Below are 26,896 nucleotides of genomic sequence, written 5' to 3' on the forward strand. Positions count from 1 at the left end.
TACTCACCCCAGCTCCCGCTTGAGCACCTTCCCGGTCTCGTTGCGCGGCAGGGCGTCGAGGAAGACCACGTCCCTGGGCACGGAGAACCTGGCCAGGTTGCCGCGCACGTGGTCGAGCACGGCGTCCTCGTCCAGCGCGCCCGGTTCCTCGCGCACGACGTACGCGGCGAGCCGTTGGCCGAACTTCTCGTCCGGCACGCCGACCACGGCCACCTCGCGCACCCCGGCCAGGCCCGCGAGCAGGTCCTCGACCTCGCGCGGGTACACGTTCTCGCCGCCGGAGACGATCATCTCGTCGTCGCGGCCGGCGACGAACAGCAGGCCGTCGTGGTCGCGGTGGCCCACGTCCCCGGTCGACATGAGCCCGTTCCGGACCTCCTTGCCCGCGCCGTTGGTGTAGCCGTCGAACAGCATCTCGTTGGCCACGAAGATGCGGCCGGTCACGCCGACGGGCACCGGGTCGCCCGCGTCGTCCAGGATCTCCAGCCGGGTGCCGTGCGGCGGCAGGCCCGCCGTGTCCGGGTGGCGGGCCAGCTCGTCGGGCCGGGCGATGGTCACCCACGAGACCTCGGTGGAGCCGTAGAGGTTGTAGAGGACCGGGCCGAACTCCTCCAGGCACCGCCGCGCCACCGGTGGCGGCAACGCCGAGCCGCTGGACGCGATGACCCGCAGCTCCGGCAGGTGCGGGCGACCGGTCAGCTCCAGCACGCGTTGCAGCATCACGGGCACGGCGAACAACGCGTCGCTGCCGTGCCTGCGGGCGTCGGCGAGGACGAGCGCCGGGTCGAACCTGCGCCGCAGCACGAACGTCGCGCCGAGCACGAGCCCGATCTGGAACGCGGCCAGGCCCCAGGTGTGGAACAGCGGCGCCGGCACGGAGAACCGGTCACCCGCCTTGAGCGGGATGCGGGACAGCAGCGCGGCGGCGGGCGCGAGGCTGGCGGGCTCCGGCCGCTTGGCGCCCTTCGGCGCGCCCGTGGTGCCCGACGTCAGCACGATCATCCGGCCGCGCGGCGGGCGCCTGGGCAGCGGTGTGGCGGGGGAGGCCGCGATCAGCTGCTCCACGGTCTTGCTCTTGGTGGCGCCCTCCACCCACGCCATCACCCGGCGGACCTTGCGCGGCGCGTTGGCCAGCAGGTCGCGGAACTCGGTGTCGGCGACGACCACCGACACGTCCTGCTCGCGCAGCACCACGGCGATCTGGGCCGCGCTCAACCCGGTGTTCAGCAGCACGGTGTGCGCGCCGAGCTTCACGCACGCGGCCACGGTCTCCACGAAACCGCGGTGGTTGCGGCACAGCACCGCGACCTTCGTCCCCGACCGCACGCCCAGGTCGTGCAGGCCGTGCGCGAGCCGGGTGGTGCGCTCGTCGACCTCGGCGTAGGTGAGCGTGCCCGCGTCGTCGATGATCGCCGGCCGGTCGGGGTGGCGCGCGGCGCCGGTGGCGAAGCCGAACGCGACCGTGATGTCCCACTGGAGGAAGGCGTCCACGACGCCGAGCAGCCTGCCGGGGCCCATCGGCCGCACGACACCGGCGCGCACCAGCGTCACCAACGCGCGCAGCGCTCCCACGACCCGGTTCACCGCGCCGCCCGCAGGACGAGGCGGGTGACGCCCGCGGCGACGGAGGCCAGCGGCGACGTGCGCGGCGTGCCCGTCTCCGGCATGGCCCGGTACGCGAGGTGCAGCAGCGACCGCACGGTCTTCGGCGCGGTCTTGCGCGCGAGCTCGGCCAGCAGCCCGGACGGGCGGTTGACCTCCTCGGGCCGGCGGCGCAGCGCGCGCACGACCCACTGCGCCGCGCGTTCGGGCGTCGCCGCCGGGAACGCGTCGTAGGCCTCCGTCGGCCCGATCACGGGTGTTCGCACCAGTGGCATCCGCACGGAGGTGAAGGTGACACCGTCGGCGACGGTCTCGCCGGCCGCCACCCGGCTGAACGCGTCCAGCGCGCTCTTCGAGGCCAGGTAGGCGGAGAAGCGCGGCGTGCTGAGCTGCACGCCCATGCTGGAGATGTTCACGATGTGCCCGGATCGCCGTTCCCGCATGTGCGGCAGCAGGCCGAGGACCAGCCGCAGCGGTGCGAAGTAGTTCAACGCCATGGTGCGCTCGTAGTCGTGCAACCGGTCCACGGACAGGTGCACGCTGCGCCGGATCGACCGGCCCGCGTTGTTGACCAGCACGTCGACGCCGTCGTGCGCGGCGAAGACCTGCTTGAGCAGCGCGTCGACCGCTTCCCCGTCCGTCAGGTCGCACGGGTAGGTGTGCGCGGTGCCGCCTGCCGCGCGGATCCGCTCGGCGACGACCTCCAGCTCGCCGGCCCGGCGGGCAACCAGCAGCGGCACCGCTCCCTCCCGGGCCACGGCGAGCGCGGTGGCCGCGCCGATGCCCGACGACGCGCCGGTGATCAGCACCGTCCGCCCGGCCAGGCCGTGCTTCCGGGCGGCGCGCAGCGGGTCGAGGTGCTCCGCCCAGTACCGCCACAGCGTGGGCGCGTAGGTGGTGAAGTCGGACGGTTCCAGGCCGGTGACCGCGCGCGTGGCGGTCGAGTCGAACTCGGCGTGCGCCGCGAGGTGCGGCAGGACCCGGGGCGGGATGCCCAGCTCGGTGAGCACGCCGGTGGCGATCGCACTCGTCGGCGCGGCGGGCAGCGGCATCGGCAGGGTGAACCGGACCTTGGGCGCGCCGGCGGCGTCGGCCAGCGCGTTGTACACCTCGTCGAGCGACCGGGAGCGGCGGGCGGTGAGGTGGAAGGTGCTGCCGGACGGCACGTCGGCGTGGATCAACCGGTCCAGGGCCCGCACCACGTAGTCGACCGGGACCAGGTTCGCGGCGCCGAAGTGCGGCGCGAGCAGGGGCAGCCGGCGCGGCAGGCGGGCGAGCGCGGCCAGCGCGGGGAAGAAGTGGTACGGGCCGTCGGCCTTGTCGGTCTCGCCGGTGCGCGAGTCGCCGACCACGACGCCCGGCCGGTACACGCGCCACGGCGTGCCCTGCTCGCGGACGATCTTCTCGGCGGCGTGCTTGGTCGCGTGGTAGGGCGAGGGCAGGTGCTGGCCGAGGTCGAAGTCGTCCTCGGTGAACGCGCCCCGGTGATCGCCCGCGACCGCGGTGGACGACACGTGGTGCAGCAGCCCGCACCCGGTGCGCTCGGCGTACTCCACGACCCGCCGGGTGCCCTCGACGTTGACGGCGTGGTGCTCGTCGGCGGACGCGGTGAAGTCGTAGACGGCGGCCAGGTGCACGACGTGGTCGACCCGCTCGGCGTCGAGGGGCGAGGTGAGGTCGCCCAGCACCGGCGTCAGCTTGTCGTGCCGCTCCAGCCGGTCCACCGACTGGGGCCTGACCAGCGCGAACACCCGCTCGCAGGCCGGCTGCCGGAGGAGCTCGGCGACCAGGCGCCTGCCGATGAAACCCGTCGCGCCGGTGACGAAGTAGGTACTCACGGACCCGATACTGACATTACCTACCCGTGAGTAGGAAGAGCGCGGCGGGAAATCGGGGTGGTGGTGCTCAGTTTTCCGGCGTGCCGGACGCGTTCACCACCGCGTCGCGCAACGCCGCGCGCAGGCGGCCCACCTCCAGCGGCGTCAGCACGGCCGCCTCGCCCGGCGGCACGGTCACCACGACGTGGCCCTGGCTGATGAACACGGTCATGTCACGGCGGCGTGACGCGATGTCGCGGCAGGAGATCTGCCACTCCTTGCCTGTACTCACGGCCCCCAACCTCCAGGTGTGTCGGCACGGCGTGCTCGGACCAATCCGGGCGCTCGTGGGGAGGAGACGCACGCGGGTTGGCGCCATGACGGGACATTCCGCCGGGCGACCCTGCCGAGCGTCGCTAGCCTCGCACGAGGCGGTCACGGCGGTCACCTGAAGGGGTGAGAAAACGGCTGAACCGCAACGGATCGTGATAATCGGGTCGGGCCTGGTCGGCGCCGCGACGCGGTGGTGGCGCGGCGGCGACCGGTGACGGTCACATGCAGGAGCCGCTGTCGGGTCCGTGGTCGACCGCGATCAGGCGCTCCAGCAGCTCGCGCAGGGCGTGGGCCTCCGCCGGTTCGAGCCCGGCGGTGAACTCCCGCTCCACCTGGACGTGCAGCTTCTCGACCTCGCGCTGGACGACCCGGCCCTGCTCGGTGATCACCGGCACGCGCACGCGCCGGTCGTTCGGGTCCGGCTTGCGCATGATCAGCCCGGCGCGTTCCAGCCGGTCCAGTTCCGCGGTCAGCGTGGTCTTGTCCACGCCGAGCGCGTGGCCGAGCGCGAGCTGGGTGCGCTGGAACTCCTCGCTGGCCAACGCGCTCAGCACGATCTGGCCCCGGGTGGTGATGCCGTGCCGCGCCGCCGCTTCCTGCGCGACCGCGCCCAGCTTCTGCGCCGCCCGGTGCAGCAGCCAGTTCAGGCCCGCACGGCTGGTGCAGCCGAGGTCGGGGGCGAGATCCATGCCCCGATCATACGCCGGCTGTGAGATATTCCCGGGTGAGAACGTCTTGACTCGGAACTACTCTGGCAATATGTTCCGACACGAGAACTTCTGAGGGAGAACAATGGCGCACTTGTTGCACATCGACACCAGCCTGCGGTTCGAGGGATCGGTGTCACGCGAGGTCAGCGGCGCTTTCGCGGAGGCGTGGCGCTCCGCGCGCCCGGACGGCGGGTACACCTACCGCGACCTGGCCGCCGACCCGCTGCCGCACGTCGACCCGGCCGCCCTGGCCACCCGGGAGGCCGACGGCGACCGGCCGCTGGAGCGGCGGCTGGTCGCGGAGGTGAAGGCGGCGGACACGCTGCTGCTCGGCGTGCCGATGTACAACTACGGCGTGCCGTCGAGCCTGAAGGCCTGGCTGGACTGGATCATGGTGCCGGAGCTGTTCGCCGACCAGCAGACCGGCGAGGGCGTGCTCACCGGCAAGCGGGTCGTGGTCGTCACCGCACGGGGCGGTTCCTACGCGCCCGGCACGCCGCGGCACCCGTTCGACTTCCAGGAGCCGTACCTGCGCGCGGTGTTCGGCATGGTGGGCCTGGACCGGGACCTGGAGTTCGTGCACGCCGAGCTGACGTTGGCCGGCGTCGTGCCGCACATGGCCCAGTTCCGCGAACTCGCGGTGGCCTCCTTGGAGGACGCGCACCGGGTGGTGCGCGAGTTGGCCGTCGCCTGAGGGGAGAGCGGGTGACGGGCCGTGGTCGAGGGGGCGGCCCGTCACCCGATAGTGCAAGCGTCGTCGGCCTGCCACCATGTGGGCCATGTCGGAGTCGATCGCCGCGGTCGTGGTGCGTGCCGCCGAGCTGACCGCCCGCGGGATGCCGCGCCAGGCGATCGAACTGCTCCAGCCGGCCCTCGTGGTCAACCCCCTGCACGGCGAGGCGTGGTGCCGACTGGCCGCCGCCCACCTCGACGCGGGCGAGCCCGACCCGGCCCTCACCGCCGCCAAGCGCGCCCTCGTGCTCGACGGCGACCCGGCGTGGGCGCAGCGGCTGACCGCGTTGGCGTTGAGCGAACTGGGCAGGCACCCGGAGGCGGTGGTCGCGGCCCGGGAGTGCGTGCGCCGCAAACCCGGCGACTGGCGGTGCCAGGTGGTGCTGGCCGAAGTCCTGGCCGACAGCCCCGGAGGGCAGCGCGAGGCCGTGGAGGTGGCCCGGGAGGCCGCGCACCTCGCGCCCACGGAAGCCCGCCCGTTCCAGGTGCTCGGCGACTCCGCGCTGCGGGTGCGCGACTGGGGCACCGCCGAACGCGCCTACCGCACCGCCTTGCGCCTGGACCCCGCCGACGACGACGTGCGCGCGAACCTCGCCACCGTCCGGCGCAAGCGCGGCGGCGCGCCCGTGCCGCCACCGTCCGGCGAAGCCCTGCACGCCGCGCACGCCCTGGCCTGGCCCGTGCTGTCGCGGCTCGCCGCGCTGCTCGTCGCCGGCGGCCTGATCCTGCTGCTCGGTGGCATGCCGAAACCGACGCCGCTGCTCGGCTGGTTCGCCGGCCTGCTGGTCGTCGCCTGCCTGGTGGTCGGCGGGCTGCCGCCGGCGAAGGCCCGCGGCGGTGTGCGACGTGCCTTGCTGCGGCTGCCGCTGCACCGGCCCAAGGTGGCCGTCGTCACGACGATGTTCGCGCTGTCGACGGTGATCCTCGCCGGCTGGGCGGTGGCGCTCCTGCTCGGCGCCACCACGATGCAGCCGCTCGTCATCGCCTGGCTGTGCTCCCTGGTCGGCGGAGCGGTCGTGGTCCTGGCCGGCGGTCGCTAACCTGGACGTCGGGGAGGAAGCCGATGACCCGACGCGCGGTGCTCGCGATCCTGGCGTTGATCGCGGGTTTCGTCGTGTCCGGACCAGGCCCGAACCCGACCGTCGACGTGGCCGCCGTCTCGGCCACCGTGGACGCCGCCCACCTGCCCGGCACGGCCACCCGCGGCCAGAACGCGGCGCACCCCGTGCAGGTGCACCTCGGCCAGCCGCTGGACGGCGTCCAACCCGCCGTGCACGCCACGCCCGCCCCGCCGGTGCGCGTGGACGTCGTCGACCCGACCCACCGCGCCCCCGAGCGCGCCGGCCAGACCCCTCTCGGCGAACGCGCGCCGCCCTCGACCCCCCGGTAGCTGAACCCCACCCCGTTCACCTCATCCGGAGGTCTCTTCACCATGCCGCGCCCCAGCGCGCGGCGAGCGCTACTCGTCCGTGGGCTGATCGCCCTCGGCGTGCTCGCCGCGTCCGCCTTCACCCTGCTCACCGTCCAACCACGCCTCGGCCTCGACCTGCGCGGCGGCACCCAGATCGTGCTCGAAACCCCGTCCGAGGCCAGCTCCGAGGCCACCGACCGGGCGATGGAGGTGCTGCGCCGCCGGGTCGACGAACTGGGCGTCGCCGAACCCGTGCTGGCCCGCTCCGGCGATCACCGCATCGTGGTGGAGCTGCCCGGCGTGCAGGACCCGACCGAGGCCATCGAGGTGCTCGGCCGCACCGCCCAGCTGCGCGTGCAGCCGGTGACCGGGCTCGGCGACGTGCCCACGCCCGAAGGCGACGCGATCAGCCTCGGCGAGGCCGTGATGACCGGCGAGGGCATCGAGGACGCCCGCGCCACGCCCAACCCGCAAGGCGTCGGCTACCTCGTCGGCGTCGACTTCCAAGGTGACGCGCCGCAGGCGTGGCAGCGGGTGACCGCCGAGGCCGCGTGCTCACCGCCGGGCGACCCCGCGCGGCGGGTGGCGTTCGTGCTGGACGGCGAGGTCGTGTCCGCGCCGCAGGTGGACGTGTCGACGGTGTGCGGCACCGGCATGGTCGGCGGCAGCACGTCGATCACCGGGCGGTTCAACCAGGCCGAGGCCGAGGAGCTGGCGCTGGTGATCCGGTCCGGCGCGCTGCCCGTGCCGGTCGAGGTGGTGGAGCAGCGGACCGTCGGGCCGACGCTCGGCGCGGAGGCGATCGAGGCCAGCGCCCGGGCGGCCATCATCGGCGTGGCGCTGACCGGGCTGTTCCTGGTGTTCGCCTACCGGCTGGCCGGGCTCTTGGCCGTGCTGGCGCTGGCCGGGTACGCGGGCTTGGCGTACGCGGCGATGCTGGCGATCGGCGCGACGTTCACGTTGCCGGGGTTGGCCGGGTTCGTGCTGGCCATCGGCATGGCGGTGGACGCGAACGTGCTGGTGTTCGAGCGGTCGCGGGAGGAGTACGCGCGGCGCAAGCGCCTGCCGCGGTCGGTGGACGAGGGGTTCCGCGGCGCGTTCAGCGCGGTGGCGGACTCGAACGTGACCACGCTGCTGGCCGCCGGGTTGCTGTTCTGGCTGGCCACCGGACCGGTGAAGGGGTTCGGCGTCACCCTGTCCATCGGTGTGCTGGCCTCGCTGTTCAGCGCCTTGGTGCTGAGCCGGGTGCTGCTGCACCTGGCCATGCCGCTGCTGCGCTGGCGGCCGACGTGGAGCGGGCTGCACACGCTGGGCCGGGTGCGCACCTGGCTGACCTCGCGCGGGATCACGTTGTTCCGGCGCCCGCGGCGGTGGCTGCTCGCCGCCGGACTCGTCCTGCTCGCGGCGGTCGGCGGGCTGGTGCTGCGCGGGTTGGAGCTCGGGGTGGAGTTCACCGGCGGTCGGATGCTGGAGTTCACCGCTTCCCCGACGGACAGCGGCTCGGTGGACACCGGACGGGTGCGCGCGGAGCTGGCGTCCGCCGGGTTCCCCGACGCGGTCGTGGTCACCTCGGGCTCGGACGGCGTCTCGGTGCGCACGGGACCGATCGACTCGGCCGCCGCCGTGCGGCTCGGCGAGGCCGTGGACCGCGCGACCGGTGGGGCGGAGCAGGTCAGCAACGAGCTGATCGGCCCCAGCCTCGGCTCGGAGCTGCGGCGCAACGCGTTGATCGCGCTGGCCATCGCGGTGGCCGCGCAGCTGGTCTACCTGGCCGTCCGGTTCGACTGGCGGCTCGGCGTGGCCACCGTGGTCGCGCTGGTCACGGACGTGGTCGTGCTGGTCGGGGCGTTCGCGTGGCTGGGCAAGACGGCCGACGGCGTGTTCCTGGCCGCGCTGCTCACCGTGATCGGGTACTCGGTGAACGACTCGGTGGTGGTGTTCGACCGGGTGCGCGAGCTGCGGCGGACGCGGGCGCCGTTCACCGAGGTGATGAGCTCGGCGGTGCTCCAGACCCTGCCGCGGACGGTGAACACGGGCATCGGCGTCCTGTTCGTCCTGGCCGCCCTGCTGGTGCTGGGCGACGGCTCGCTGGCCGACTTCTCCACCGCGCTGCTGATCGGCGTCGTCGCCGGCACGGTCTCGACCGCGGTGACCGCCGCACCGGTGGCCATCGTGCTGGAGAAGCGATGACCGCGGTCGCCCGCGAGGCTGCCGATCGTGTGCTTGCGGGCGGCGTGGACGAGCACGAGCATGATCGGCAGACCGACGACGTCGACGGTTCCGCAGACGGCCCGTAGCCGGCCCGAGCGGGGGATGGGGTGCACAGTGGCTGGTCAGTTCGCTGCCTACCAGAACGAGATCTACCTGCAAGGACTGGCGGGCAACGTGCCGCCGTTCACCACGGACCCCGAAGAGCTGGAGGCGTCCGCGCGGGAACGGCTCGGGCCCGGGCCGTTCTGGTACGTGGCGGGGGCGGCCGGTGGCGGGGCGACGGCGCGGGCGAACCGGGAGGCGTTCGACGACTGGCGGATCGTGCCGCGGATGCTCACCAACGCCACCGAGCGGCACCTCGGGACGTCGTTGCTCGGCACCGACCTGCCCGCGCCGGTGCTGCTCGCGCCCGTCGGCGTGCAGTCGATCCTGCACCCGGACGGCGAACTGGCGACCGCCCGCGCGGCGGCGGAGTCGGGGGTGCCGTTCGTGCTGTCCACGGCGGCCTCGCACACGATCGAAGAGGTCGCCGAGGCCGCCGGTGACGCCGCGCGCTGGTTCCAGCTCTACTGGCCCAACGACCCGGACGTGGCGGCCAGCATCCTCGACCGGGCGCGCCGAGCCGGGTACCGGGTGCTGGTCGTCACCCTCGACACGTGGACGCTCGCGTGGCGCCCGCACGACCTCGACCGGTCCTACCTGCCGTTCCTGCGCGGCGTCGGCACGGCGATCCCGTTCTCCGACCCGGCGTTCCGGGCGGGCCTCGCCGCGTCACCCGAAGAGGACCTGCCGATGGCGATCCTGCGGTGGGTGCAGCTGTTCACCGGCACCGACAAGTCGTGGGACCAGCTGGCGTTCCTGCGCGAGCACTGGGACGGGCCGATCGTGCTCAAGGGCATCCAGCACGTGGACGACGCGCGCAAGGCGGTGGACGCGGGCATGGACGGCATCGTGGTGTCCAACCACGGCGGCCGGCAGGTGGACGGCGCGGTCGGGTCGCTGGAGGTGCTGCCGGAGATCGCGGACGCCGTCGGCGAGCAGGTCGAGGTGCTGTTCGACTCCGGCATCCGCAGCGGCGCGGACATCGTCAAGGCGCTGGCGCTGGGCGCGAAGGCCGTGCTCGTCGGCCGCCCGTTCGCCTACGGCCTGGCGCACGGCGGCCAGGTCGGCGTCCGGCACGTGCTGCGCAGCCTGCTCGCCGACTTCGACCTGACCCTCGGCCTGTCCGGGCACCGCAGCCCGGCCGAGCTCAACCGCGAGGCGCTGCGTCGGCGCTGAGCTGCCGCAACCGGTTCTGCAACGTGGCGAAGTCGGCCGGCTGCACGGTGACCCACGGGGTGCCGTCGCCGCCGGTCGTCTTCGCCGACAGGTAGCGGCCGGTGATCGTGTCGAAGTACGTCAACGGCGCCGCGCACCGCTGCTTGCGCCCGAACCGGTCACGCCGTGCCGCGTACAGCTGGCCGCCGCCGGTGCGCTGCTCGGCGAGCAGCTTGCGCACCTGCTGCACCTCGGCCACGTGCGCCCCGCGTCGGCGGGCAGCGACAGCACGCCGCCGCGTCCCGGCTTCGCCTCGGGCAGCGCGGACACCAGGGACTGCACCGCGTCCTCGGGCCGCACGGGCTCCAGCACGAAGTGCTTGTCCGCCCGCAGCACCACGCGCAGCGCGTCGTCGCCCGACTGCGCCACCAGCGCGGTGCGGGTCTCGTCGTCGCCCTGGTTGAAGAACGCGTAGTACTCGACGCTCGCGTCCGCGATCAGGCGCAGCGACCGGCCGAGGTCGGCGTGCACCTGCCGACCGCGGGCCAGGCCGAGCCGTTCCAGCTCGGCCCAGCCACGACGGGCGAGGTCGGCCAGCACCGTGACGTCACCCTCGGCGAGCTGGTCGTCGTCGAAGTCGACCTGGGCCAGCAGCGCGTTGTGCAGCGTCGGCAGACCTTCGGCCTGCCAGGCGTTGTAGAGCGCGACGACCGGGATGGCCACCCTGGTGCGCAGCACCGTTCCCCCTGTTCCCGCTATTCGCCGATGACCGGTGGGGCCACCATCGTGCCGTCGCCGAAGATGTCCTCGGTCTCCTGCAGGTACGACGCGGACTTGTGCTCCTTGTCCTCGTCGCCCTCGCCGCGCGCGCCACCGGCGCCCATGCCCGCACCCATGCCGCCGGCTCCGGCCCCGCCACGGCCACCGGCCGCGCCGCCGGGTCCGAACCCGCCCGCGCCACCGGGCCCGAAGCCACCGCGGCCCTCGCCGTGACCCATCACACCGGCCGCTCCGCCGGGCCCGAACCCGCCGCCCAGGCCACCGGGACCGCCCATGCCGGGCATCCGACCGGCGCCCATCCCGCCGGCGCCACCACCACGACCGCCGCCACCTCCGCCGGAACCCCCACCGGGGCCGCCGGGTCCGCCACCGGGGACGCGCGGCACACCGGGCGGCGTGCTCGGCGTCCGGTTGCGCGGGTTGTTGGGGTTGCGCGGGTCGTTCGGGTTGCGGGGGTCGTACGGCAACCGCGGGTCATAGGGCAGCCGCGGGTCGGACGGCAGGCGCGGATCGGTCGGCAGCGGCGGCGGCCGGTACCCGATGTCGGGCTTGGGCCCCGTGGGGTCGGGCTGCACCCACGACGGCCGGGTCGTGTTGTCCGTCGTGCCGGGCGGCGGGATGGTCGGCTCGGTCCACGACGGCTTGGTCGTGCCCGTGCCGTTGCGGTCGACGGAGTTGCTGACGTTGGTGTTGTTCTCGCCGTTGTTCTCGTTCGGCTCCACCTTGCCCGGTTTGGGCGGCGGGATCGGGGTCTCCTCTTCCTCGACGTTCCCGTTCATCTCGCCGGGATCCGGGAAGTACGGCATCGAGTCGCTGGCCGAGGTCGTCGAGCTGCCGTAGCGCTCCAGCACCTGGACGTTGTGCGTGTTGACCTGCTGGCTCTGCTCGACCGCGTCGTCGTAGTCGGTGTCCCACGGCAGCGCGTCGTTGTACCAGGGCTTGTCCGGCACCTGGACGGGCTCTTGCATGTCGCCCTTGGCCGCGCGGAACGCACGGCTGATCTCGGCCGTGTTGTCGCCCGCCGTCATGGCGAGCCCGCTCGTCACCTCCGACCAACTGGCCAGTGGCGTGGTCTTGGCGCGGGCCGAGTCGCCCGCGGCTCCTTCCCACACCGCGCCGGACGCCTGGACCGCCTGGTTGATCAACTCGCTGATCCGGACGTGGCCGTCGGAGATCCCCTCCCACGCGTCGCGGCTGGCGTCCGTGGTCTGGTCAGGCCCCTTGCCCTCCTGGAACCAGCGGTAGATCTGCTCGGGGGCGACGCACATGTTGAGCAGACCCATGCCGTCGCGGTCGACATCACCGGCCATGTCCTACCCCTTCAGGTTTCCGACCACGGTCTCCGCGATCTCGCTGGACACCGAGCACGGGTCGGTGTACCCGGGAAGCTTCTTGTCGTTCACCCGAACCTGCACCGCGAAGCCCTCGCCCTCGGCCACGCCGACCGCGGTCGTGCACGAGCCGTGGGCGGCATCGGTCAAGTCGGTGTCGACCGCCGGGTATCCGGCGACCTCCGTCGGCTTGAACACGGTGAGCTCTTCCCGGTTGGCGTAGACGCCGTCCAGCCCCCGCGACTTGTCCAGCAACGCGACGACGAAACTCGTGCCGAGCGCGCGGTCGTCCGGGTACCACTGGCAGTTCGTGCCGGTCGCGTCCGTGCTTTCGGCGCCGGCCTTGGTCACGCCCCGGGCGGAGAGCTGGTCGTCCTTCAGCATGGCGCAGGGGCTGCCGAACTTGGCGAGGTCCAGCTCCGGGCCGGTGATGGCCGGGACATCGCCCCCGGACGCCGACGTCGTGGTGGTGGCGGCCGCCGAGGTGGCGTCCGTGCTGCCGCCCGGCGACGGGGTGCCGTCGCCCTTGGTCGTGCAACCCGACGCGACCACCAAGGTCGTCGCGCAGAGGACTGCCAGCGTTGCTCGCCTCACGACTGGTTCCCTCCGCCGTTGAAGGCGTCAGCGGTTGCCTGATCCTGGTTCTTGTAGGTGTCCAGGGAGGCTTGGATGCTCTGGATGGTGTTGTTCAGGGCCTCGATCGCCCGCGAGCTGGCCCAGCTGTAGCCGCCGGGGTCGGGCCCGGCGGTCTGCTTGATCGTCGCCGCCGCCGACTCGCTGTAGGGGTCCTTGCCGGGCGGCCCGGTGATCACGGACCTGATGGTGCTGTCGAACAGCGATTGGAGCTGGTCGCGCGCGTCCGCCAACCCGTTGATCAGCTTCTGCGCCTGCTCCGGGTCGACGCTGAAGCTCGTCTGGCTCGCCACCAGCCCCGCGCCCGCCGGCCCGGCCGACACCGTGTCCGCCACGAACCCGATCTGCTTGGCGCCCCCGCCCGCTCCGGCGTCCAACATCGTCGTGCTCCCCTCACGCTGAACTGCCCGAAGTGATGATGGCACAGGGCCTCGGCCACGAAGGAGCGATCGGGACGGTTACTCCGGGTGGGGGATGGACGTCCGATCCGTTCAAGACGGCGGGACCTCGGCGGGCCTACCGTCGGTGTCATGATCGAAGCAGCACGTTCCTTCATCTGGCTCAACGCGCGGGTCCTCGAGCAGCGCCGGTTCCTGCACCTGTTCGACGACGGGCCGGGGGAGGCGGTCGCGGCGGCGGTGCTGGCCTACCGCAACGACGACGGCGGTTTCGGGCACGCCCTGGAGCCCGACGGGCGTGGGCCCGACAGCCAGCCCCTGGCGACCTACACCGCGTTGGCGCTGCTCGACGAGGTCGGCGTGACCGAGCACGCCGGGTCCGCGTGCGACTTCCTGACCACGATCACCAACGCGGACGGCGGCGTGCCGAACTGCGTGGACACCGGCCGCGCGGACCTGAGGGCGCCGTGGTGGCAGCCGTCCGGCGACAGCGACCTGCTGGTCACGGCCCTGCTGGCGGGTGTGCTGCACAAGATGGGCGTCGGGCACGCGTGGCTGGACCGCGCCACGGAGTTCTGCCGGCGGCGCGTCACCGGGCTGACGAAGACCCACCCGTACGAGGCGGCTGCCTGCGTCCGCTTCCTCGACCACGTGCCCGACCGGCCGTGGGCGGAACGGGAGGCGGAGCGGCTCGGGGGCCTGGTGCGCGAGCAGGGGTTGGTCGACCTGGGGGACGGCAGGGCGCACGAGGGGTACGCGGAGGGCGAGACGCACAAGCCGCACGACTACGCGCCGACCCCGGGCAGCCTGGCCCGCAGGTGGTTCGGCGACGACGAGCTCGGGACGGACCTCGACGCGCTCGCGGCCCGGCAGCAGGACGACGGCGGGTGGACGTTCCCGTGGGCCGCGTGGACGCCCGTGACGACCTACGAGTGGCGACCCGTCGTGACGATCACGGCGCTGCTGGCGTTGCGCGCCTACGACCGGATCAGCTGACCCAGCGGCACGCCCGCCAGGTCGCGCACCTCGCGTGACAGGTGCGCCTGGTCGGCGTACCCGGTGCGGTGGGCGATGTCGGCGAACGGCACGCCCTGCCACGCCAGCCCGACCGCGCGGTCGAAGCGCAGCACGCGGTGCAGCACCTTCGGGCCGTAGCCGAACGCGGCGAGGCTGCGCCGGTGCAGCTGGCGGGCGCTGAGCCCCAGCGACCGGGCCAGGTCGCCGACGTTCCCCGAGGACGACGCGATGACGTCGACCAGGGGGTCCGGCGGTGTCTCCCGCAGCCGGGCCAGGGCGGCCGACGCCAGCACGTCGCACGGGTCCTCGGCCTCGCCGAGGGCGTCGTCCAAGCGGGCCGACGACCCCCACAGCTGCGACAGCGGGACGCGCTGGTCGCGCAGCTCCACCCCGGGCACGCCGAACGCCGCCGGACCCACGCCGGGGCCGAACCGGACGCCGAACAACGTGCCCGGACCGGTCCGCGTCACGTGCCCGACCGTGTCGGGGCCGGCCACGAACACCTCGCCCGTGCCCGCCGAGTAGATGATGTCGGTGCACCCGTCCGGGACGACCAGGCCGGCGGCGGTCGTCGTGGTGGTCCGGCGCCACACGCAGGCCAGACCGGGGAACGGGCGTTCCGCGTACACGTCGCCGATGGTAGTGGCGGGCCGCGCCGGAGGAGGGACGCGCGGCCCGCCACGGGCCGCTCACGTGCCGAAGCGGATCCAGTTCACGCTCACGTACGGCGAGGGCTGCCCGCTGGTGAACGTGATGTACACGTCGTGCGTCCCGGTGATCCCGGCGATGTTCGCCGGGATGGTGCGGTAGCTCTGCCAGCCGCCGGTGTTGGCGATGGCGAAGCTGCCGACGGGTGTCGCGGTCGGGCTGTCCAGCCGCACCTCGACCAGGCCGCTGGCGCCGCCCGACACGCCGGACGCGGCCCGTGCGACGAACTGCGTGGCCGTCCGGGAGCCGAACCGGACGCCGGAGAACCGCAGCGAGTCGCCGTTGCGCAGCTGCGTCACCGACTGCCCGCCGTCCGCCGACTCGACGGCGCCGCCGGAGCGCGTCGTGGCCTGTTCGGCCTGGATGTCGCTGTACGCGTCCCACCCGCTGCCGCCGGGCGGGTTGGTGGTGGTGGTCGTGGTCGGCGGGGTGGTGCCGCTGCCGGAGGTCCACACCGCCACGTAGTCCACCAGCAGCGAGTGGCCGGACGCGGTCGCCGAGGTGGGTGTGCCGAAGCCCGCGATGGCGTTGGGGAACGCGCCGCCGATGGCCAGGTTCAGCAGGATGAAGTACCCCGCGTGGCTGGTCATGTTGTTCCACGTGGTCGCGTCCAGCTGGCTCTGGGTGACGCTGTGGAACTGCTGGCCGTCGACGTACCAGCGGAACGCCTTGGGCGAGGAGCTCTCGTCCCACTCGAACCGGTAGGTGTGGAACGCCGACTGGCACGACGAGCCGGGGCAGGCGCGGCTGTTGCCGATGCCGGTGGTCTCGTTGCACGGCCCGCCGGGGTTCACGCCGCAGTGCAGCACGCCCCACACGGAGTTGATGCCGTTGACGTTCTCCATGATGTCGAACTCGCCGATGGCGGGCCAGTTCCAGTAGTTGCCGCGGTAGGGCGAGCCCAGCGCCCAGAACGCGGGCCAGTAGCCGAGGGCGGCCTGGCCGGTGACGTTGGGCATCTGGATGCGGCCCTCGATGGCCAGCTTGCCGCCCGACGGCGGCCGGAAGTTCGACCGCTGGGTCTCGATGCGGGACGACGTCCAGCCGCCCGAGCCGTCGCGCAGCGCGGTGATGCGCAGGTTGCCCGAGCCGTCGAGCTTGATGTTGTTCGTGCTGGTCGTGTAGTTCTGGATCTCGCCGGTGCCCCAGTTGCCGGGGCCGCCGGGGTAGCCGTAACCGGTGTCGAAGATCCAGTTCGAGGACGACGGCAGCGTGTTCGCGCTGCCGTTGAAGTCGTCGCTCCACTGGAGCGTCCAGCCCGCGGGCGTGGACGGCACGGACGCGTTGGCCGACATGGTCGCGACGATCGCGAGCGGCACGGCGGTGATCAGGGCGGCGGCGGTCGCGAGGACCCGTCGTCGTCGGCTCCGGCTGAACTCCATGAGCGGTGACCTCCTTGTCACTGTTCCGATCGTTCGGCACGAGACAGCACACTGTCTACGCCCATGAGAGCGCTCTCACGATGATCGTTCAAGAGTCCGATCGGCCCAATGCCGCTACTTCGCGTCGGCGTAGGAGTCGACGGGCACGGCTTTGAGCGGGAAGCGGACGGGTGTCGCGCCGAACACCAGCCGTGACGCCTCCTCGCCCGACGCGGTCACCTCCGCGCACACCACCTCGGCCTGCTCCGCCCGGCAGTGCACCAGCACCTCGTCGTGCTGGAAGAACACCAGGTGCGCGCCCGGCGCCGACTGCCGCAGCCGCCGCCGCAGCACGCCGAGCAGCGCCGCCGTCCAGTCCGCCGCGCTGGCCTGCACCACGAAGTTGCGGGTGAACCGGCCCCAGTCGCGCGCCGCCCGCCGCGACTGCCGCACCGCGTCCTCGCCGTCGTCGGCGTTGCCGGTCGTCTCGTGCCACGCGGCCGACGGCGGCGGGCTCGTGCGGCCCAGCCGGGACCGGACCATCCGACCCTGCTCGCCCGCCAGCGCGGCGGCCTCCACGTACCCGACCGCGTCGGGGAAGCGGCGGCGCAGCACCGCCATCGCCGGAGCCGCGTTGCCGCCCGTGCCGCCGTACATCGCGGACAGCATGGCGAGCTTCGCCTTGCCCCGGTCGCCGTCGAACGCCTCCGCGGCCAACGCCGTGTAGAGGTCGTCGTCCGAGGACACCTCGGTGAACTCGTGGTCGTTCGACAGCGCCGCCAGCACGCGCGGCTCCAGCTGCGCCGCGTCGGCCGCCACCAGCTTCCACCCCGGGTCGGCGCGCACCGCCGTGCGCAGGGTGCGCGGGATCTGCAACGCCGCCCCGCCCCGCGTCGCCCACCGCCCGGACACCACGCCGCCGACCACGTAGTCCGGCCGGAACCGCCCGTCCGCCACCCAGGCGTCCAGCCACGTCCAGCCGTGCGCCACCCACAGCCGGGCCAGTTCCTTGTACTCCAGCAACGGCTCCACGGCCGGGTGGTCGACGCCCTTGAGCACCCACGCGCGGGCCGACGGCACGTCGATGCCCTCCCGGGCGAACGCGCGCACGATGCCCGGCGGGTGGTCGGGGTTGACCTGCTTGCCGCCGAACGCCGCCGTGATCCGGTCGGCCAGCTCGGCGAGCCTGGCCGGGCGCACGCCGGCGGCCGGCCGCGGGCCGAGGGTGTCCACCAGCAGCTTCTCGTGCACGTCCACCCGCCACGGCAGGCCGAAGTGCGTCATCTCGGCGGCGGCCAGCGCGCTGGCCGACTCGGCCGCGAACAGCAGCCTCAACCGGTCGGCGTGCGCGAGCGTGGCGGCCAGCCGCTGCTGCTCGACGTGCACCGCGACCACCGCGTCGAGCGGGTCGACATCGCCGGGCAGCCGCTGCTGCTCGGGCTCGAACAGGGTCGGCTGGGTGTCGCGCTTGCGCGGCCCCTGGTCGTGCGGCACGGGCAGCCCGCGCAGCCGGGCGATCGCCGCGCCCAACCCGCGCGGCTCGCCGTGCCGCCCCTGGTAGGCCAGCAGCAGGTACTCGACGTGCACCAGGTCCTGGCACCGCTCGACGCGCACCCCGCGGGCCAGCAGGTCGGGGTAGACCTCCGCCGTCTCCGCCCACAGCCACCGGGGTCGGTGCCGCTCCTCCAGCCCGGCCACCGCCGCCGCCAGGTCCGCCGTCGCCACCACCGGCCCCTCGGGCGCCCCGGCGTCGGAGAGCACGCGGAACCGGCCCGCGTTCTCTCCGTCCGACACCAGGGCGATGAGCACGCCGCTGATTCTGCAAGGCGCCCCCGACAACCCCGGACGTCGGACCCCTGCCGGCGGTCACCTGATCGTGGCGGGAGGCGGGGAGCAGGATGTGCCGGTGGACCGCACCCTGTCGCCCGTCGAGCTGCTGGACCCCCGGTACGAGGTGGTGCCGTTCCACGGGCGCGTGGACGAGCTGGCCGAGCTGGCGCGGTGGCGGGAGGGCGACGAGGCCCGCTCCGTGCTGCTCCTGCACGGTCCGGCGGGCGTCGGCAAGACCCGGTTGGCGCGGCACTTCGCGGCGGACTCCGGCGTCTCGGTGGTCGACGACGCCGACCTCGCCACCCACCTCGACCTGCGGGAACCCCGCGTGCTGCTGATCTCCCGGACCGCGGGCTGGTGGTGGTCCGCCCACCGGCAACGGGCCGCCGACCTCGGCTACCGCGCCGCGGACCTCGCGGTCACCGCCCGCCCGGACGAGCACGAGACGTCCTTCGCGACCGCGTGCGCCCACTTCGCCTACGCCCTGGGCCTGCCGATCCCGACCACGACCCCGCCGGACGCGCCGACGTTGCACGACCTGCACCTGGCCGCCCTCGTCGCGGTGCACGGCTCACCCGTCGAGCCGGCGCCGACCCGCGGCCGGCTCGCGGAGGACGCGCTGGCCGTCACGCTGCTGGACGAGCGGATCACGCCCGACCGCACACCGGAGGCCCTGGAGCTGCTGCTGCGCGCCGCCGAACGCCTGCCGCACGCCCGCCGCCGCGCCGAGGAGCTGTTCACCGCGCACCCGGAGCTCGCGGACACGGCCACCGGCGCCACCCTGCGGATCCTCGCCGAGTGGCCCGCGCCGGCCAGGGCCGTGGCCCGCCGCGTCTTCGACGACCCCCGCTTCCACGGCGACCCGCTGCCCGCGATCCTCACCCGGACCCTCGCGCGCGAAGCCGGGACCAGGCTGGAGCAGGCCGAGCTGCACGGCCTGCTGGCCGCCCGCGCGGCCCTCGCTTCGCTGCGCGAGGAGGCCGTCGAAGCGGCCTGCCAGGAGGTGGCCCTGTACCGCGAGGCGGCCGCCGAGGACCCGGCCGAGCACCGCCCCGCGCTGGCCGACGCGTTGGCCGACCTGAGCCTGCGGCACATCGCCGCGGGCCGGTTGGAGGACGCCCTGACCGCGGCCGAGGAAGCCGCCGCGCTGTGCCGGGTCGTCGCCGCCGAGGACCGCGACTGCGCGCCGCAGCTGGCGCGGGCGCTCGACCAGCTGGGCAGGCGCCGCGCCGCGCTCGGCCGCCGGGCCGAGGCGTTGGCCGCCTTGGACGAGGCCGCCGACCTCTACCGCGACCTGGCCGAGGCCCACCCGAAGCTGTTCCGGGTGGACCTGGCGAAGGTCACCGACCAGCGGATCGGGCTAGCCCGTGGTGACCAGTGAGCGGAGGAAGAACGCCACGTTCGCCGGGCGCTCCGCCAGCCGCCGCATGAAGTAGCCGTACCACTGGTCGCCGTACGGCACGTAGACGCGCATGCGGTTGCCCGCGGCGGCGATGCGGCGCTGCTCGTCGGGCCGGATGCCGTACAGCATCTGGTACTCGTAGGTGTCCGGCGACCGGTCCTTGGCCAGCTCGCCCGCGATCGCGATCAGCCGCGGGTCGTGCGAGGCGACCATCGGGTAGCCCTCGCCCGCCATCAACGCCTTCAGGCACCGCACGTAGGACCGGTCGACGTCGGTCTTGTCCTGGAACGCCACCGAAGCGGGCTCCCGGTACGCGCCCTTGCACAGCCGCACGCGCGACCCGGCGTGCGCCAGGTCCAGGCAGTCCTGCTCGGTCCGCTTCAGGTACGCCTGGAGCACCGCGCCGACCCACGGGAAGTCCACCCGCAGCTCGCGCAGGATGCCGAGGGTCGAGTCGGTCGTGGTGTGGTCCTCCATGTCGAGGGTCACCGTGGTGCCGACCGCGCCCGCCGCCGAGCAGATGCGCCGGGCGTTCTCCAACGCGACCTTCTCGCCGTCGACGGGCAGGAACTGGCCCACCGCGGACAGCTTCACCGACACCTCGGCCCGCTCGGTGTGCCCGGCGAGCTCCAGTTTGCGCAGCAGGTCCAGGTACGCCTCGACGGTGGCCGTGGCCTGCGCCGCGTCACGCGTGTCCTCGCCGAGGTGGTCCAGCGTGACGTAGCGGCCGTCGGCGACCACCTCGCCGGTGGTGGCGACGGCCGCGGCCACGTCGTCGCCGGAGATGAAGCGCTTGACGACCGGCCGGGTCAGCGGCGTGCGTTCGACCAGCTCGCGGACGGCGCCGGAGCGCGAGGCGGCGAGCAGCGCGGAGCGGAGCATGATCACCCCTGGTGCGGGTAGCGGTAGGAGGTAGGAGCCGCGAACGTCTCCTTGATGGACCGCGGGCTCACCCAGCGCAGCAGGTTGTGCACCGAGCCCGCCTTATCGTTCGTGCCCGACGCGCGGCCGCCGCCGAACGGCTGCTGGCCGACGACCGCGCCGGTCGGCTTGTCGTTGACGTAGAAGTTGCCCGCGGCGAACCGCAGCTCCCGCTGCGCGTGCGCGATGGCGGCCCGGTCGCGCGCGATGATCGCGCCGGTCAGGGCGTACGGCGCGGCGCTCTCCATCTGCTTGAGCACGGTGTCGTAGTCGGAGTCCTCGAACACGTGGACCGCCAGGACCGGCCCGAAGTACTCGGTGGTGAACACCTCGTGCTCGGGGTTGGTGCCCAGCAGCACGGTCGGTCGCACGAAGAAGCCCTCGGAGTCGTCCGCCGTGCCGCCCGCGACGACTTCCAGCTGGTCGTCCGCGTGCGCGGCCTCCAGCACCCCGGACAGCTTGTCGAACGACCGCCGGTCGATGACCGCGCCCATGAAGTTCGACAGGTCCGTGACGTCGCCCATGGTCAACGACTCGACGTCGGCCAGGAAGTCGTCCTTCACCCGGTTCCACACCGAGCGCGGGACGTAGGCGCGGGACGCGGCCGAGCACTTCTGGCCCTGGTACTCGAACGCGCCGCGGACGAGCGCGGTGCGCAGCACGTCGACGTCGGCGGACGGGTGCGCGAGCACGAAGTCCTTGCCGCCGGTCTCGCCGACGACGCGCGGGTAGGAGCGGTAGTTCGCGATGTTCGCGCCCACCTGGCCCCACAGGTGCTGGAACGTGCGGGTGGACCCGGTGAAGTGGATGCCCGCGAGGTCCGGGTCGGCCAGCGCCACCTCGGACACGGCCAGGCCGTCACCGGGCAGCAGGTTGATCACGCCCGGCGGCATCCCGGCCTCTTCGAGCAGCCGCATGGTGAGGTGCGCGGCGAAGCTCTGCGTCGGCGACGGCTTCCACAGCACCACGTTGCCCATCAGGGCGGGCGCGGTGGGCAGGTTGCCCGCGATGGCGGTGAAGTTGAACGGCGTGATCGCGTAGACGAAGCCCTCCAGGGGGCGGTGGTCCGTGCGGTTCCACACGCCGGTGGACGACTGCGGCTGCTCGGCGAGGAGCTGCCGGCCGAAGGAGACGTTGAAGCGCCAGAAGTCGATCAGCTCGCACGCGGCGTCGATCTCGGCCTGGATCGCGGTCTTCGACTGGCCGAGCATGGTGGCCGCGTTGAGCGTGGCCCGCCACTTCGTCGCGAGCAGGTCGGCGGCACGCAGCAGGATCGCGGCGCGGTCGTCGTAGGACATGGCGCGCCACTGCGGCGCGGCTTCCTTCGCGGCGGCGATGGCGTCGCGGGTGTCCTGCCGGGTGGCGCCGTGCAGGGTGCCCAGGACGGCGCGGTGGTTGTGGGGCTGCACGACGTCGAAGCGCTCGCCGCCGCCGACCCGCTGCTCGCCGCCGATGGTGAGGGTCAGCTCGGCGGGCTCCTTGACCAGCTCGGCCAGCTTCGCCTGCAGCTGCGCGCGCTCCGGGGTGCCGGGGGCGTAGCCGAGGACGGGCTCGTTCACCGGTGCGGGGACCGAGGTCACGGCATCCACAAGCAGCTCCTTCGCCACGAGGTTGGGTTGTCCCAACGGTAGGACTTCCAACCATGCGACCCGTTGTCCGCACGTCTAGGCTTGGCCATCCCTCGTTGTGGAACTGGACAAAGAGATGAGCTTGCGGCAGGTCCTGATCGCGCTCGGCGATCCGCTGGTCGAGGTGCAGGTCGCGCCGCACGGGCTGGAGGCCGACGTCCTCGACGTGGTCATCCTCGACCCGGACGACACGCCCGACGTGCGGCCCGGGGACCTCGCGCTGGTCATCGGCGCCCGGGGTCGGGCGGCGTCGTCGCTGGTCCGGGCCGCCGGCGCCGGGGGAGCGGCGGCGGTCGCGGTCAAGGTGGACACGCCGTCGACGGTGCTGCGGCAGGCGGCGGCGGACGCGGGCGTGGCGCTGCTGGCCGTGCGGCCCGAGGTCCGCTGGGAACACCTCGAAGCGCTGGCCCGGGGCGTCGTGCGCAACGCCCGCGTGACGGCCGACGCGGGCGCGGGCGAAGTGCTCGGCGACCTGTTCGGCCTGGCCCAGACCATCGCCTCGCTGACCGGCGGCATCGTCAGCATCGAGGACACCGCCAGCCGCGTGCTGGCCTACTCCCGCTCCACCGACGAGGTCGACGAGCTGCGCCGGCTGTCCATCCTCGGCCGCCAGGGGCCGGAGCCGTACCTGAAGATGCTCCGCGAGTGGGGCGTCTACCAGCGCCTGCGCTCCGGCGAGGAGGTCGTCCGCATCGACGAGCGCCCCGAGCTGGGCATCCGCCGCCGCATCGCCGTCGGCATCCACGCGGGCGCGCAGCCGCTGGGCACGATCTGGGTGCAGGAGGGCGGCGCGCCGCTGACCGAGCAGGCCGAACGCGCCCTGCTCGGCGCGGCCCGCGTCACCGCCCTGCACCTGGTCCAGCAGCGCGAGCCGGCCGCCGCGTTCCGCGAGAACCTGCTCGCGTCGCTGCTCGACGGCCGGATGGACGCCGAGGCGATCGCCGAGCAGATCGGCGCGGACCCGGACAAGCCCGCCGCCGTCGTCGTCTTCGCGCTGCGCGGGCAGGAGCACGCCGACCGCACCCAGCACGAGCTGCGCCGGGCCGAGATGACCAGCCTGATCTCCGTGCACGCCGCCGCGTACCGGCGCAGCGCGCTCGTCAGCTGGCAGAGCGGTCGCACGTACGCCCTGCTCACCGACCTGCCGCCGAAGGCGCCGCTGCTGACGTTGACCAAGGAGATCGTGGCCGCCGCGCGCAGGCACATGGGCCTGCGGGTGCAGGGGGCGGTCGGCTCCACGGTGCCGACGGTGGACGAGGTGATGCTCTCCCGCGACGAGGCCGACCGGGTGCTCGACGCGATGTCGCGCGACCTCGACGCCGACGTGGCGACGCTCGAAGACGTCCGGTCCCGGGTGTTGATCAGTGAAACGCTCGCGCTCTTGGCCGACCACCCGCGCATCCGCGATCCGCGACTCGCGGCGCTCGATGGGGAACTGGCCCGTTCACTTTTGGTCTACTTGGACGAATTCGGTGATGTGAAACGCGCAGCCGCGCACCTGCACGTTCACCCCAACACTCTCCGATACCGCCTCCGACGTGCGGCGGAGCTCGGCGGATTCGACCTGGACGACCCGTTGCTCCGGTTGTTCGCCCAGCTGCAACTCAGGCTGGGCTGAACCAGGGCTCCGCAGCGCCGTACCCTCCGGGAGTGAGCACCCAAGCCCGCGGCAGCGACTTCGCTGAATTGTCCAGGCTGGTCAAGCAGCAGGGTCTGCTGGACCGGCGCACCGGTTTCTACATCGCTTTCCTGGTCGGAGTGATCGCCGCGTTCGCCCTCACCGTGGTGGCGATGGCGCTGATCGGCGACTCGTGGTGGCAGCTCGTGCCCGCCGCCGTGCTCGCCGTCGTCTACACCCAGATCGCGTTCCTCGGCCACGACGCCGGCCACCGGCAGGTGTTCGCCGACAACAAGCGGAACCAGGCGATGGGCTTCGTGCTGGGCAACCTGCTCGTCGGGGTCGGCTACGGCTGGTGGATGAGCAAGCACAGCAAGCATCACGCCAACCCCAACCACGAAGACGAGGACCCGGACGTCGACATCGCCGTCCTCGCGTTCAGCGCCGAGCAGGCGGCCCGCAAGCAGGGCTTCTTCCGCTGGGTCGTCAAGCGCCAGGCGTACCTGTTCTTCCCGCTGCTGCTGCTCGAAGGCTTCAGCCTGCACGTCATCAGCGCCGCCGCCGCGGCCCGCCGCGAGGTCAAGAGCTGGAAGCTGGAACTGGCGATGCTGGCCGTGCACGCCGTGGTCTACGTGGGTGGCGTGTTCCTGCTGATGTCCCCGGGGAAGGCGATCGCGTTCATCGCGGTGCACCAGGGCCTGTTCGGCGTCTACATGGGCATCTCCTTCGCGCCCAACCACAAGGGCATGCCGGTGCTCCAGGCCGGCCACCAGCTCGACTTCCTGCGCAAGCAGGTGCTGACCTCCCGCAACGTCACCGGCGGCTGGTTCACCGACTTCCTGCTGGGCGGCCTGAACTACCAGATCGAGCACCACCTGTTCCCGAGCATGCCGCGACCGCACCTGCGCAAGGCGCAGGCGCTGGTCCGCGACTTCTGCCACCGGCAGTCGGTGTCCTACGCCGAGTGCGGCCTGTTCACGTCGTACGGGTACGTGCTGAAGTACCTGCACGAGGCGGGAGCTGAACTGCGCGGTACAGGAACGCTCGCTCCAGCAGGGTCCAGGTAGTGGTCGTCACCAGGTAGATGCCGGCCGCCAGGGGCAGCACGGCGGCGATCAGCACGGTCCCGAACGGCAGGAGCCGCAGCAGTGCCGCGAACGGCGGCTGCGGCCCGCCGGTCTTCCGGGCGACCGCCGCCTGCCACCGTGACGTCGCGAAGGCGATGCCGGCGAGCAGGGCGAACAGCGCCAGGAACACCGGCGTGTGCGCCCAGGCGCCGAACCAGTGCGTGCCCAGGGGCACGCCGAGCAGCGTGCCGTCCAGCAGCGGGTTCGGTGTGGTGACCAGCCGGTACATCACCATGAAGAACGGCGCCTGCACCAGCGCGGGCAGGCAGCCGGCGAGCATCGACGTGCCGTTGGACCGGTAGAGCTCCAGGGTCTTCTCCTGGAGCTTCACCCGGTCCTTGCCGTACTTGGCGGTCAGCTCGCGGACTTCGGGCGCCAGCGCGGCGCGGGCTTTCTCGCCGCGCACGGCGGCACGGCTGAGCGGGTGCACGAGCAGCCGCACGACGGCGGTGAAGGCGACGATGGCCAGGGCGGGCGTGGCGAACGCGGCCAGGGCTGAGCCCAGGGCGTGGAACAAGGGAGAACTCCGTTCTCAGAGCAAGGGGAACCGCGGGACCTCAGGAGCTGAGGCCCAGTCCCGGTGCTCGAGGACGGGGACGGCCCGCCGCGTCGGGGTCGCGCAGCCGCAGGAACGCGGCGCGCAGTGACTTCTCGCGGATCGACAGCGACCGCACCCACGCGGGCGCGGCCCGCACCACCGGCGTGGCGGTGAGCAGCAGCACGACCAGGGCCACGGCCGTCACGGCGGCCAGCACCTCGGTGGGCGTGCCGATCAGGGTGAGGGCGTAGAGAGCGGGCAGGTACAGCGCCGTCAGCAGTCGCAGCCTGTCCATGCCGTCACCTCCCCCTGATCTCAGTCCACCTTACCCACGAGCGCGGGCCGCGCGGGGTGGTCGTAGCGCACCGTCACATCGGCCTGGGGCTCGTAGGAGGCGTAGGCGGGCAGCGTCCACCGCCACTCGTCGGCCGACTGCCGGGCCAGCGCCCCCGCCGACAGCCACAGGTGCACGGTCAGCTCGGCGGGCAGCCACTTGTCCAACAGCATCGTGCCGTCCAGCAGCAGCACGCCGCCCGCGCCGAGCGTCACGTACCCGGCCCGGTGCGCCCGGTCCGTGGCCGCGTTCCACAACGCCGGCAGCACCCGCCCCGACCCGCCGGGGTCGAGCGGCTCCAGCACCTCGCGGACCAGGCCGCCCACGTCCAGCCACGAGTCGCGGAACGAGTCGGGGTCCTCGTGCCCGAACTCCAGCCGCACGGACGCGGGCCGCAGGAAGTCCCACGCCGACACCCGCAGCACCGGGCGTCCCAGCGCGCGCAGCGGCTCCACCAGGGCGTCCGCCAGCTCGCCCGGCCTGGTCGGCGGGGCGCCGTCGAGCAGCACGCGCGCCCACGACGTGCGCGGCACCGCGTCGATCCGCCCGACCAGCTCGTCCACGAGGGTCTGCGGTGAGAGCGGGACGACCTTCACGGCAGCGGGTGGTCCTCCCAGCCGGCGGGCAGCACCGGGACCGGCCAGCCCGGGTCCGGCTCCCACGACCCCCACGCCGGGTCCCACCAGGTCGTGCCGGCGGTCAGCATCGCCCCGACCTCCTCGGCGGTGCGCCGGATCCCCTCGGCCTCGGCGGCGTCGTACTTGCCGTCGGCGACCATCTCCTCGAACTCGTCGCGGTCCAGCTCCCGCCAGTCGCCGTCGACCGGCGCCCAGAAGTCCAGCGCGTGGTCGAGCGTGTCGAAGCCGAGCGCGGTGCGGCGGAACGGGGCCTGGAGGTTGAGGTAGAAGCCCGCGAACCGGCGTTGCCCGCCCTGCCAGTACAGGTCGACCGAGTAGGCGTCGCCGGGCCGGTGCAGCTGGAGCTTGCCGATGCCGGTCCAGCGCGTGCGGCCGAGCTCCTGCCAGTGGTGGGTCCGGGGGTGCGGGTAGAAGCCGAACTCGGTGTCCGGCGCGGTGAACACGACGAGCAGGTCGGGGCCGTCCGCCACCACCCGGGTCGGCGTCACCGCCCACGGCTTGCCGTGCAGCACCTCGCGGCGCAACGCCACGTCCCCCGGCTGGAAGTACCCCATGTCGA

The 26,896-nt window shown here is 73.2% G+C and carries 25 protein-coding genes and 1 pseudogene; 9 read left to right on the plus strand and 17 right to left on the minus strand.

Annotation, left to right across the window (positions count from 1 at the left end):
• Positions 1-3: 3 nt before the first annotated feature.
• From IOD16_RS03285 to IOD16_RS03300, 4 genes are all read right to left on the minus strand, one after another.
• Positions 4-1,572, minus strand: coding sequence for an AMP-binding protein (locus tag IOD16_RS03285; RefSeq protein ID WP_236594724.1), 1,569 nt, complete (start codon positions 1,570-1,572; stop codon positions 4-6).
• 8 nt (positions 1,573-1,580) lie between these two features.
• Positions 1,581-3,440 (minus strand): SDR family oxidoreductase, encoded by a 1,860-nt coding sequence (locus IOD16_RS03290; protein ID WP_201438831.1) that lies wholly within the window; start codon positions 3,438-3,440, stop codon positions 1,581-1,583.
• A gap of 67 nt (positions 3,441-3,507) precedes the next feature.
• The gene (locus tag IOD16_RS03295) at positions 3,508-3,711 is read right to left on the minus strand and encodes a hypothetical protein (protein WP_123743748.1); all 204 of its coding nucleotides are present in this window, start codon (positions 3,709-3,711) and stop codon (positions 3,508-3,510) included.
• Positions 3,712-3,970: 259 nt separating this feature from the next.
• Positions 3,971-4,441: a MarR family winged helix-turn-helix transcriptional regulator gene (locus IOD16_RS03300; protein ID WP_201438832.1), complete on the minus strand. Its 471-nt coding sequence runs from the start codon at positions 4,439-4,441 to the stop codon at positions 3,971-3,973.
• Positions 4,442-4,544: 103 nt separating this feature from the next.
• Between IOD16_RS03300 and IOD16_RS03305 the strand changes: the two genes are divergently transcribed.
• The 5 genes from IOD16_RS03305 (at position 4,545) to IOD16_RS03325 (ending at position 10,094) form a co-directional block, all read left to right on the plus strand.
• Entirely contained in the window at positions 4,545-5,156 is a 612-nt protein-coding gene (locus IOD16_RS03305) for an FMN-dependent NADH-azoreductase (protein ID WP_201438833.1), read from the plus strand.
• An 85-nt stretch (positions 5,157-5,241) separates the two neighbouring features.
• Positions 5,242-6,234: a tetratricopeptide repeat protein gene (locus tag IOD16_RS03310; RefSeq protein WP_201438834.1), complete on the plus strand. Its 993-nt coding sequence runs from the start codon at positions 5,242-5,244 to the stop codon at positions 6,232-6,234.
• 23 nt (positions 6,235-6,257) lie between these two features.
• Positions 6,258-6,584: a hypothetical protein gene (locus IOD16_RS03315; RefSeq protein WP_201438835.1), complete on the plus strand. Its 327-nt coding sequence runs from the start codon at positions 6,258-6,260 to the stop codon at positions 6,582-6,584.
• Between the two features lie 42 nt (positions 6,585-6,626).
• Positions 6,627-8,795, plus strand: a complete 2,169-nt coding sequence (gene secD, locus IOD16_RS03320) for a protein translocase subunit SecD (protein ID WP_201438836.1) — start codon at positions 6,627-6,629, stop codon at positions 8,793-8,795.
• Positions 8,796-8,930: 135 nt separating this feature from the next.
• A complete protein-coding gene (locus tag IOD16_RS03325; protein ID WP_201438837.1) occupies positions 8,931-10,094 on the plus strand; it encodes a lactate 2-monooxygenase in 1,164 nt (387 codons plus the stop codon).
• Here IOD16_RS03325 and IOD16_RS39905 read toward each other — a convergent pair.
• From IOD16_RS39905 to IOD16_RS03345, 4 genes and pseudogenes are all read right to left on the minus strand, one after another.
• Positions 10,066-10,811: pseudogene (locus IOD16_RS39905) on the minus strand (ESX secretion-associated protein EspG). The gene IOD16_RS03325 and the pseudogene IOD16_RS39905 sit on opposite strands and share 29 nt — an antisense overlap.
• 17 nt (positions 10,812-10,828) lie before the next feature.
• Positions 10,829-12,163 (minus strand): PPE domain-containing protein, encoded by a 1,335-nt coding sequence (locus IOD16_RS03335; protein WP_201438838.1) that lies wholly within the window; start codon positions 12,161-12,163, stop codon positions 10,829-10,831.
• A gap of 3 nt (positions 12,164-12,166) precedes the next feature.
• Positions 12,167-12,778: a DUF3558 domain-containing protein gene (locus tag IOD16_RS03340; RefSeq protein WP_201438839.1), complete on the minus strand. Its 612-nt coding sequence runs from the start codon at positions 12,776-12,778 to the stop codon at positions 12,167-12,169.
• Positions 12,775-13,197: a COMM domain-containing protein gene (locus IOD16_RS03345; RefSeq protein ID WP_201438840.1), complete on the minus strand. Its 423-nt coding sequence runs from the start codon at positions 13,195-13,197 to the stop codon at positions 12,775-12,777. The genes IOD16_RS03340 and IOD16_RS03345 overlap by 4 nt, the downstream gene beginning before the upstream one ends.
• 150 nt (positions 13,198-13,347) lie before the next feature.
• Between IOD16_RS03345 and IOD16_RS03350 the strand changes: the two genes are divergently transcribed.
• The gene (locus IOD16_RS03350; protein WP_201438841.1) at positions 13,348-14,211 is read left to right on the plus strand and encodes a hypothetical protein; all 864 of its coding nucleotides are present in this window, start codon (positions 13,348-13,350) and stop codon (positions 14,209-14,211) included.
• Here the strand turns inward: IOD16_RS03350 and IOD16_RS03355 are convergent.
• The 3 genes from IOD16_RS03355 to IOD16_RS03365 form a co-directional block, all read right to left on the minus strand.
• Positions 14,193-14,861 (minus strand): AraC family transcriptional regulator, encoded by a 669-nt coding sequence (locus IOD16_RS03355; RefSeq protein WP_236594725.1) that lies wholly within the window; start codon positions 14,859-14,861, stop codon positions 14,193-14,195. The genes IOD16_RS03350 and IOD16_RS03355 overlap by 19 nt on opposite strands.
• A 60-nt stretch (positions 14,862-14,921) precedes the next feature.
• Positions 14,922-16,322 carry a carbohydrate-binding protein gene (locus IOD16_RS03360; RefSeq protein WP_123743735.1) on the minus strand — a complete coding sequence of 467 codons (1,401 nt, stop codon included), beginning with the start codon at positions 16,320-16,322 and terminating at the stop codon, positions 14,922-14,924.
• 114 nt (positions 16,323-16,436) lie between these two features.
• Complete coding sequence (locus IOD16_RS03365) at positions 16,437-18,110, minus strand: bifunctional 3'-5' exonuclease/DNA polymerase (RefSeq protein WP_201438842.1); 1,674 nt, start codon at positions 18,108-18,110, stop codon at positions 16,437-16,439.
• Positions 18,111-18,207: 97 nt separating this feature from the next.
• Between IOD16_RS03365 and IOD16_RS03370 the strand changes: the two genes are divergently transcribed.
• Positions 18,208-19,512, plus strand: a complete 1,305-nt coding sequence (locus IOD16_RS03370) for an ATP-binding protein (protein WP_201438843.1) — start codon at positions 18,208-18,210, stop codon at positions 19,510-19,512.
• On the opposite strand, the gene IOD16_RS03375 is transcribed toward IOD16_RS03370, so the two are convergent.
• The gene (locus tag IOD16_RS03375; RefSeq protein WP_201438844.1) at positions 19,492-20,415 is read right to left on the minus strand and encodes a proline dehydrogenase family protein; all 924 of its coding nucleotides are present in this window, start codon (positions 20,413-20,415) and stop codon (positions 19,492-19,494) included. The genes IOD16_RS03370 and IOD16_RS03375 overlap by 21 nt on opposite strands.
• Before the next feature lie 2 nt (positions 20,416-20,417).
• Entirely contained in the window at positions 20,418-22,043 is a 1,626-nt protein-coding gene (gene pruA, locus IOD16_RS03380; protein ID WP_201438845.1) for an L-glutamate gamma-semialdehyde dehydrogenase, read from the minus strand.
• Between the two features lie 115 nt (positions 22,044-22,158).
• Between pruA and IOD16_RS03385 the strand changes: the two genes are divergently transcribed.
• Positions 22,159-23,700, plus strand: a complete 1,542-nt coding sequence (locus IOD16_RS03385; protein WP_201438846.1) for a PucR family transcriptional regulator — start codon at positions 22,159-22,161, stop codon at positions 23,698-23,700.
• Between the two features lie 32 nt (positions 23,701-23,732).
• Positions 23,733-24,767 (plus strand): fatty acid desaturase family protein, encoded by a 1,035-nt coding sequence (locus IOD16_RS03390; RefSeq protein WP_236594726.1) that lies wholly within the window; start codon positions 23,733-23,735, stop codon positions 24,765-24,767.
• Here IOD16_RS03390 and IOD16_RS03395 read toward each other — a convergent pair.
• From IOD16_RS03395 to IOD16_RS03410, 4 genes are read right to left on the minus strand one after another with little or no spacing between them, the layout of a single operon-like run.
• Complete coding sequence (locus IOD16_RS03395; RefSeq protein WP_201438847.1) at positions 24,676-25,344, minus strand: YidC/Oxa1 family membrane protein insertase; 669 nt, start codon at positions 25,342-25,344, stop codon at positions 24,676-24,678. The genes IOD16_RS03390 and IOD16_RS03395 overlap by 92 nt on opposite strands.
• A gap of 40 nt (positions 25,345-25,384) precedes the next feature.
• On the minus strand, positions 25,385-25,660 hold the full coding sequence (locus IOD16_RS03400; RefSeq protein ID WP_201438848.1) for a DUF6412 domain-containing protein: 276 nt from the start codon (positions 25,658-25,660) through the stop codon (positions 25,385-25,387).
• Between the two features lie 20 nt (positions 25,661-25,680).
• Positions 25,681-26,295 (minus strand): uridine kinase, encoded by a 615-nt coding sequence (locus tag IOD16_RS03405; protein WP_201438849.1) that lies wholly within the window; start codon positions 26,293-26,295, stop codon positions 25,681-25,683.
• Entirely contained in the window at positions 26,292-26,891 is a 600-nt protein-coding gene (locus IOD16_RS03410) for a DUF402 domain-containing protein (protein WP_123743725.1), read from the minus strand. Before IOD16_RS03410 ends, IOD16_RS03405 begins: the two co-directional genes overlap by 4 nt.
• Between the last annotated feature and the right edge of the window lie 5 nt (positions 26,892-26,896).

This window comes from Saccharothrix sp. 6-C (assembly GCF_016695385.1).
Lineage (GTDB): Bacteria > Actinomycetota > Actinomycetes > Mycobacteriales > Pseudonocardiaceae > Actinosynnema > Actinosynnema texasense.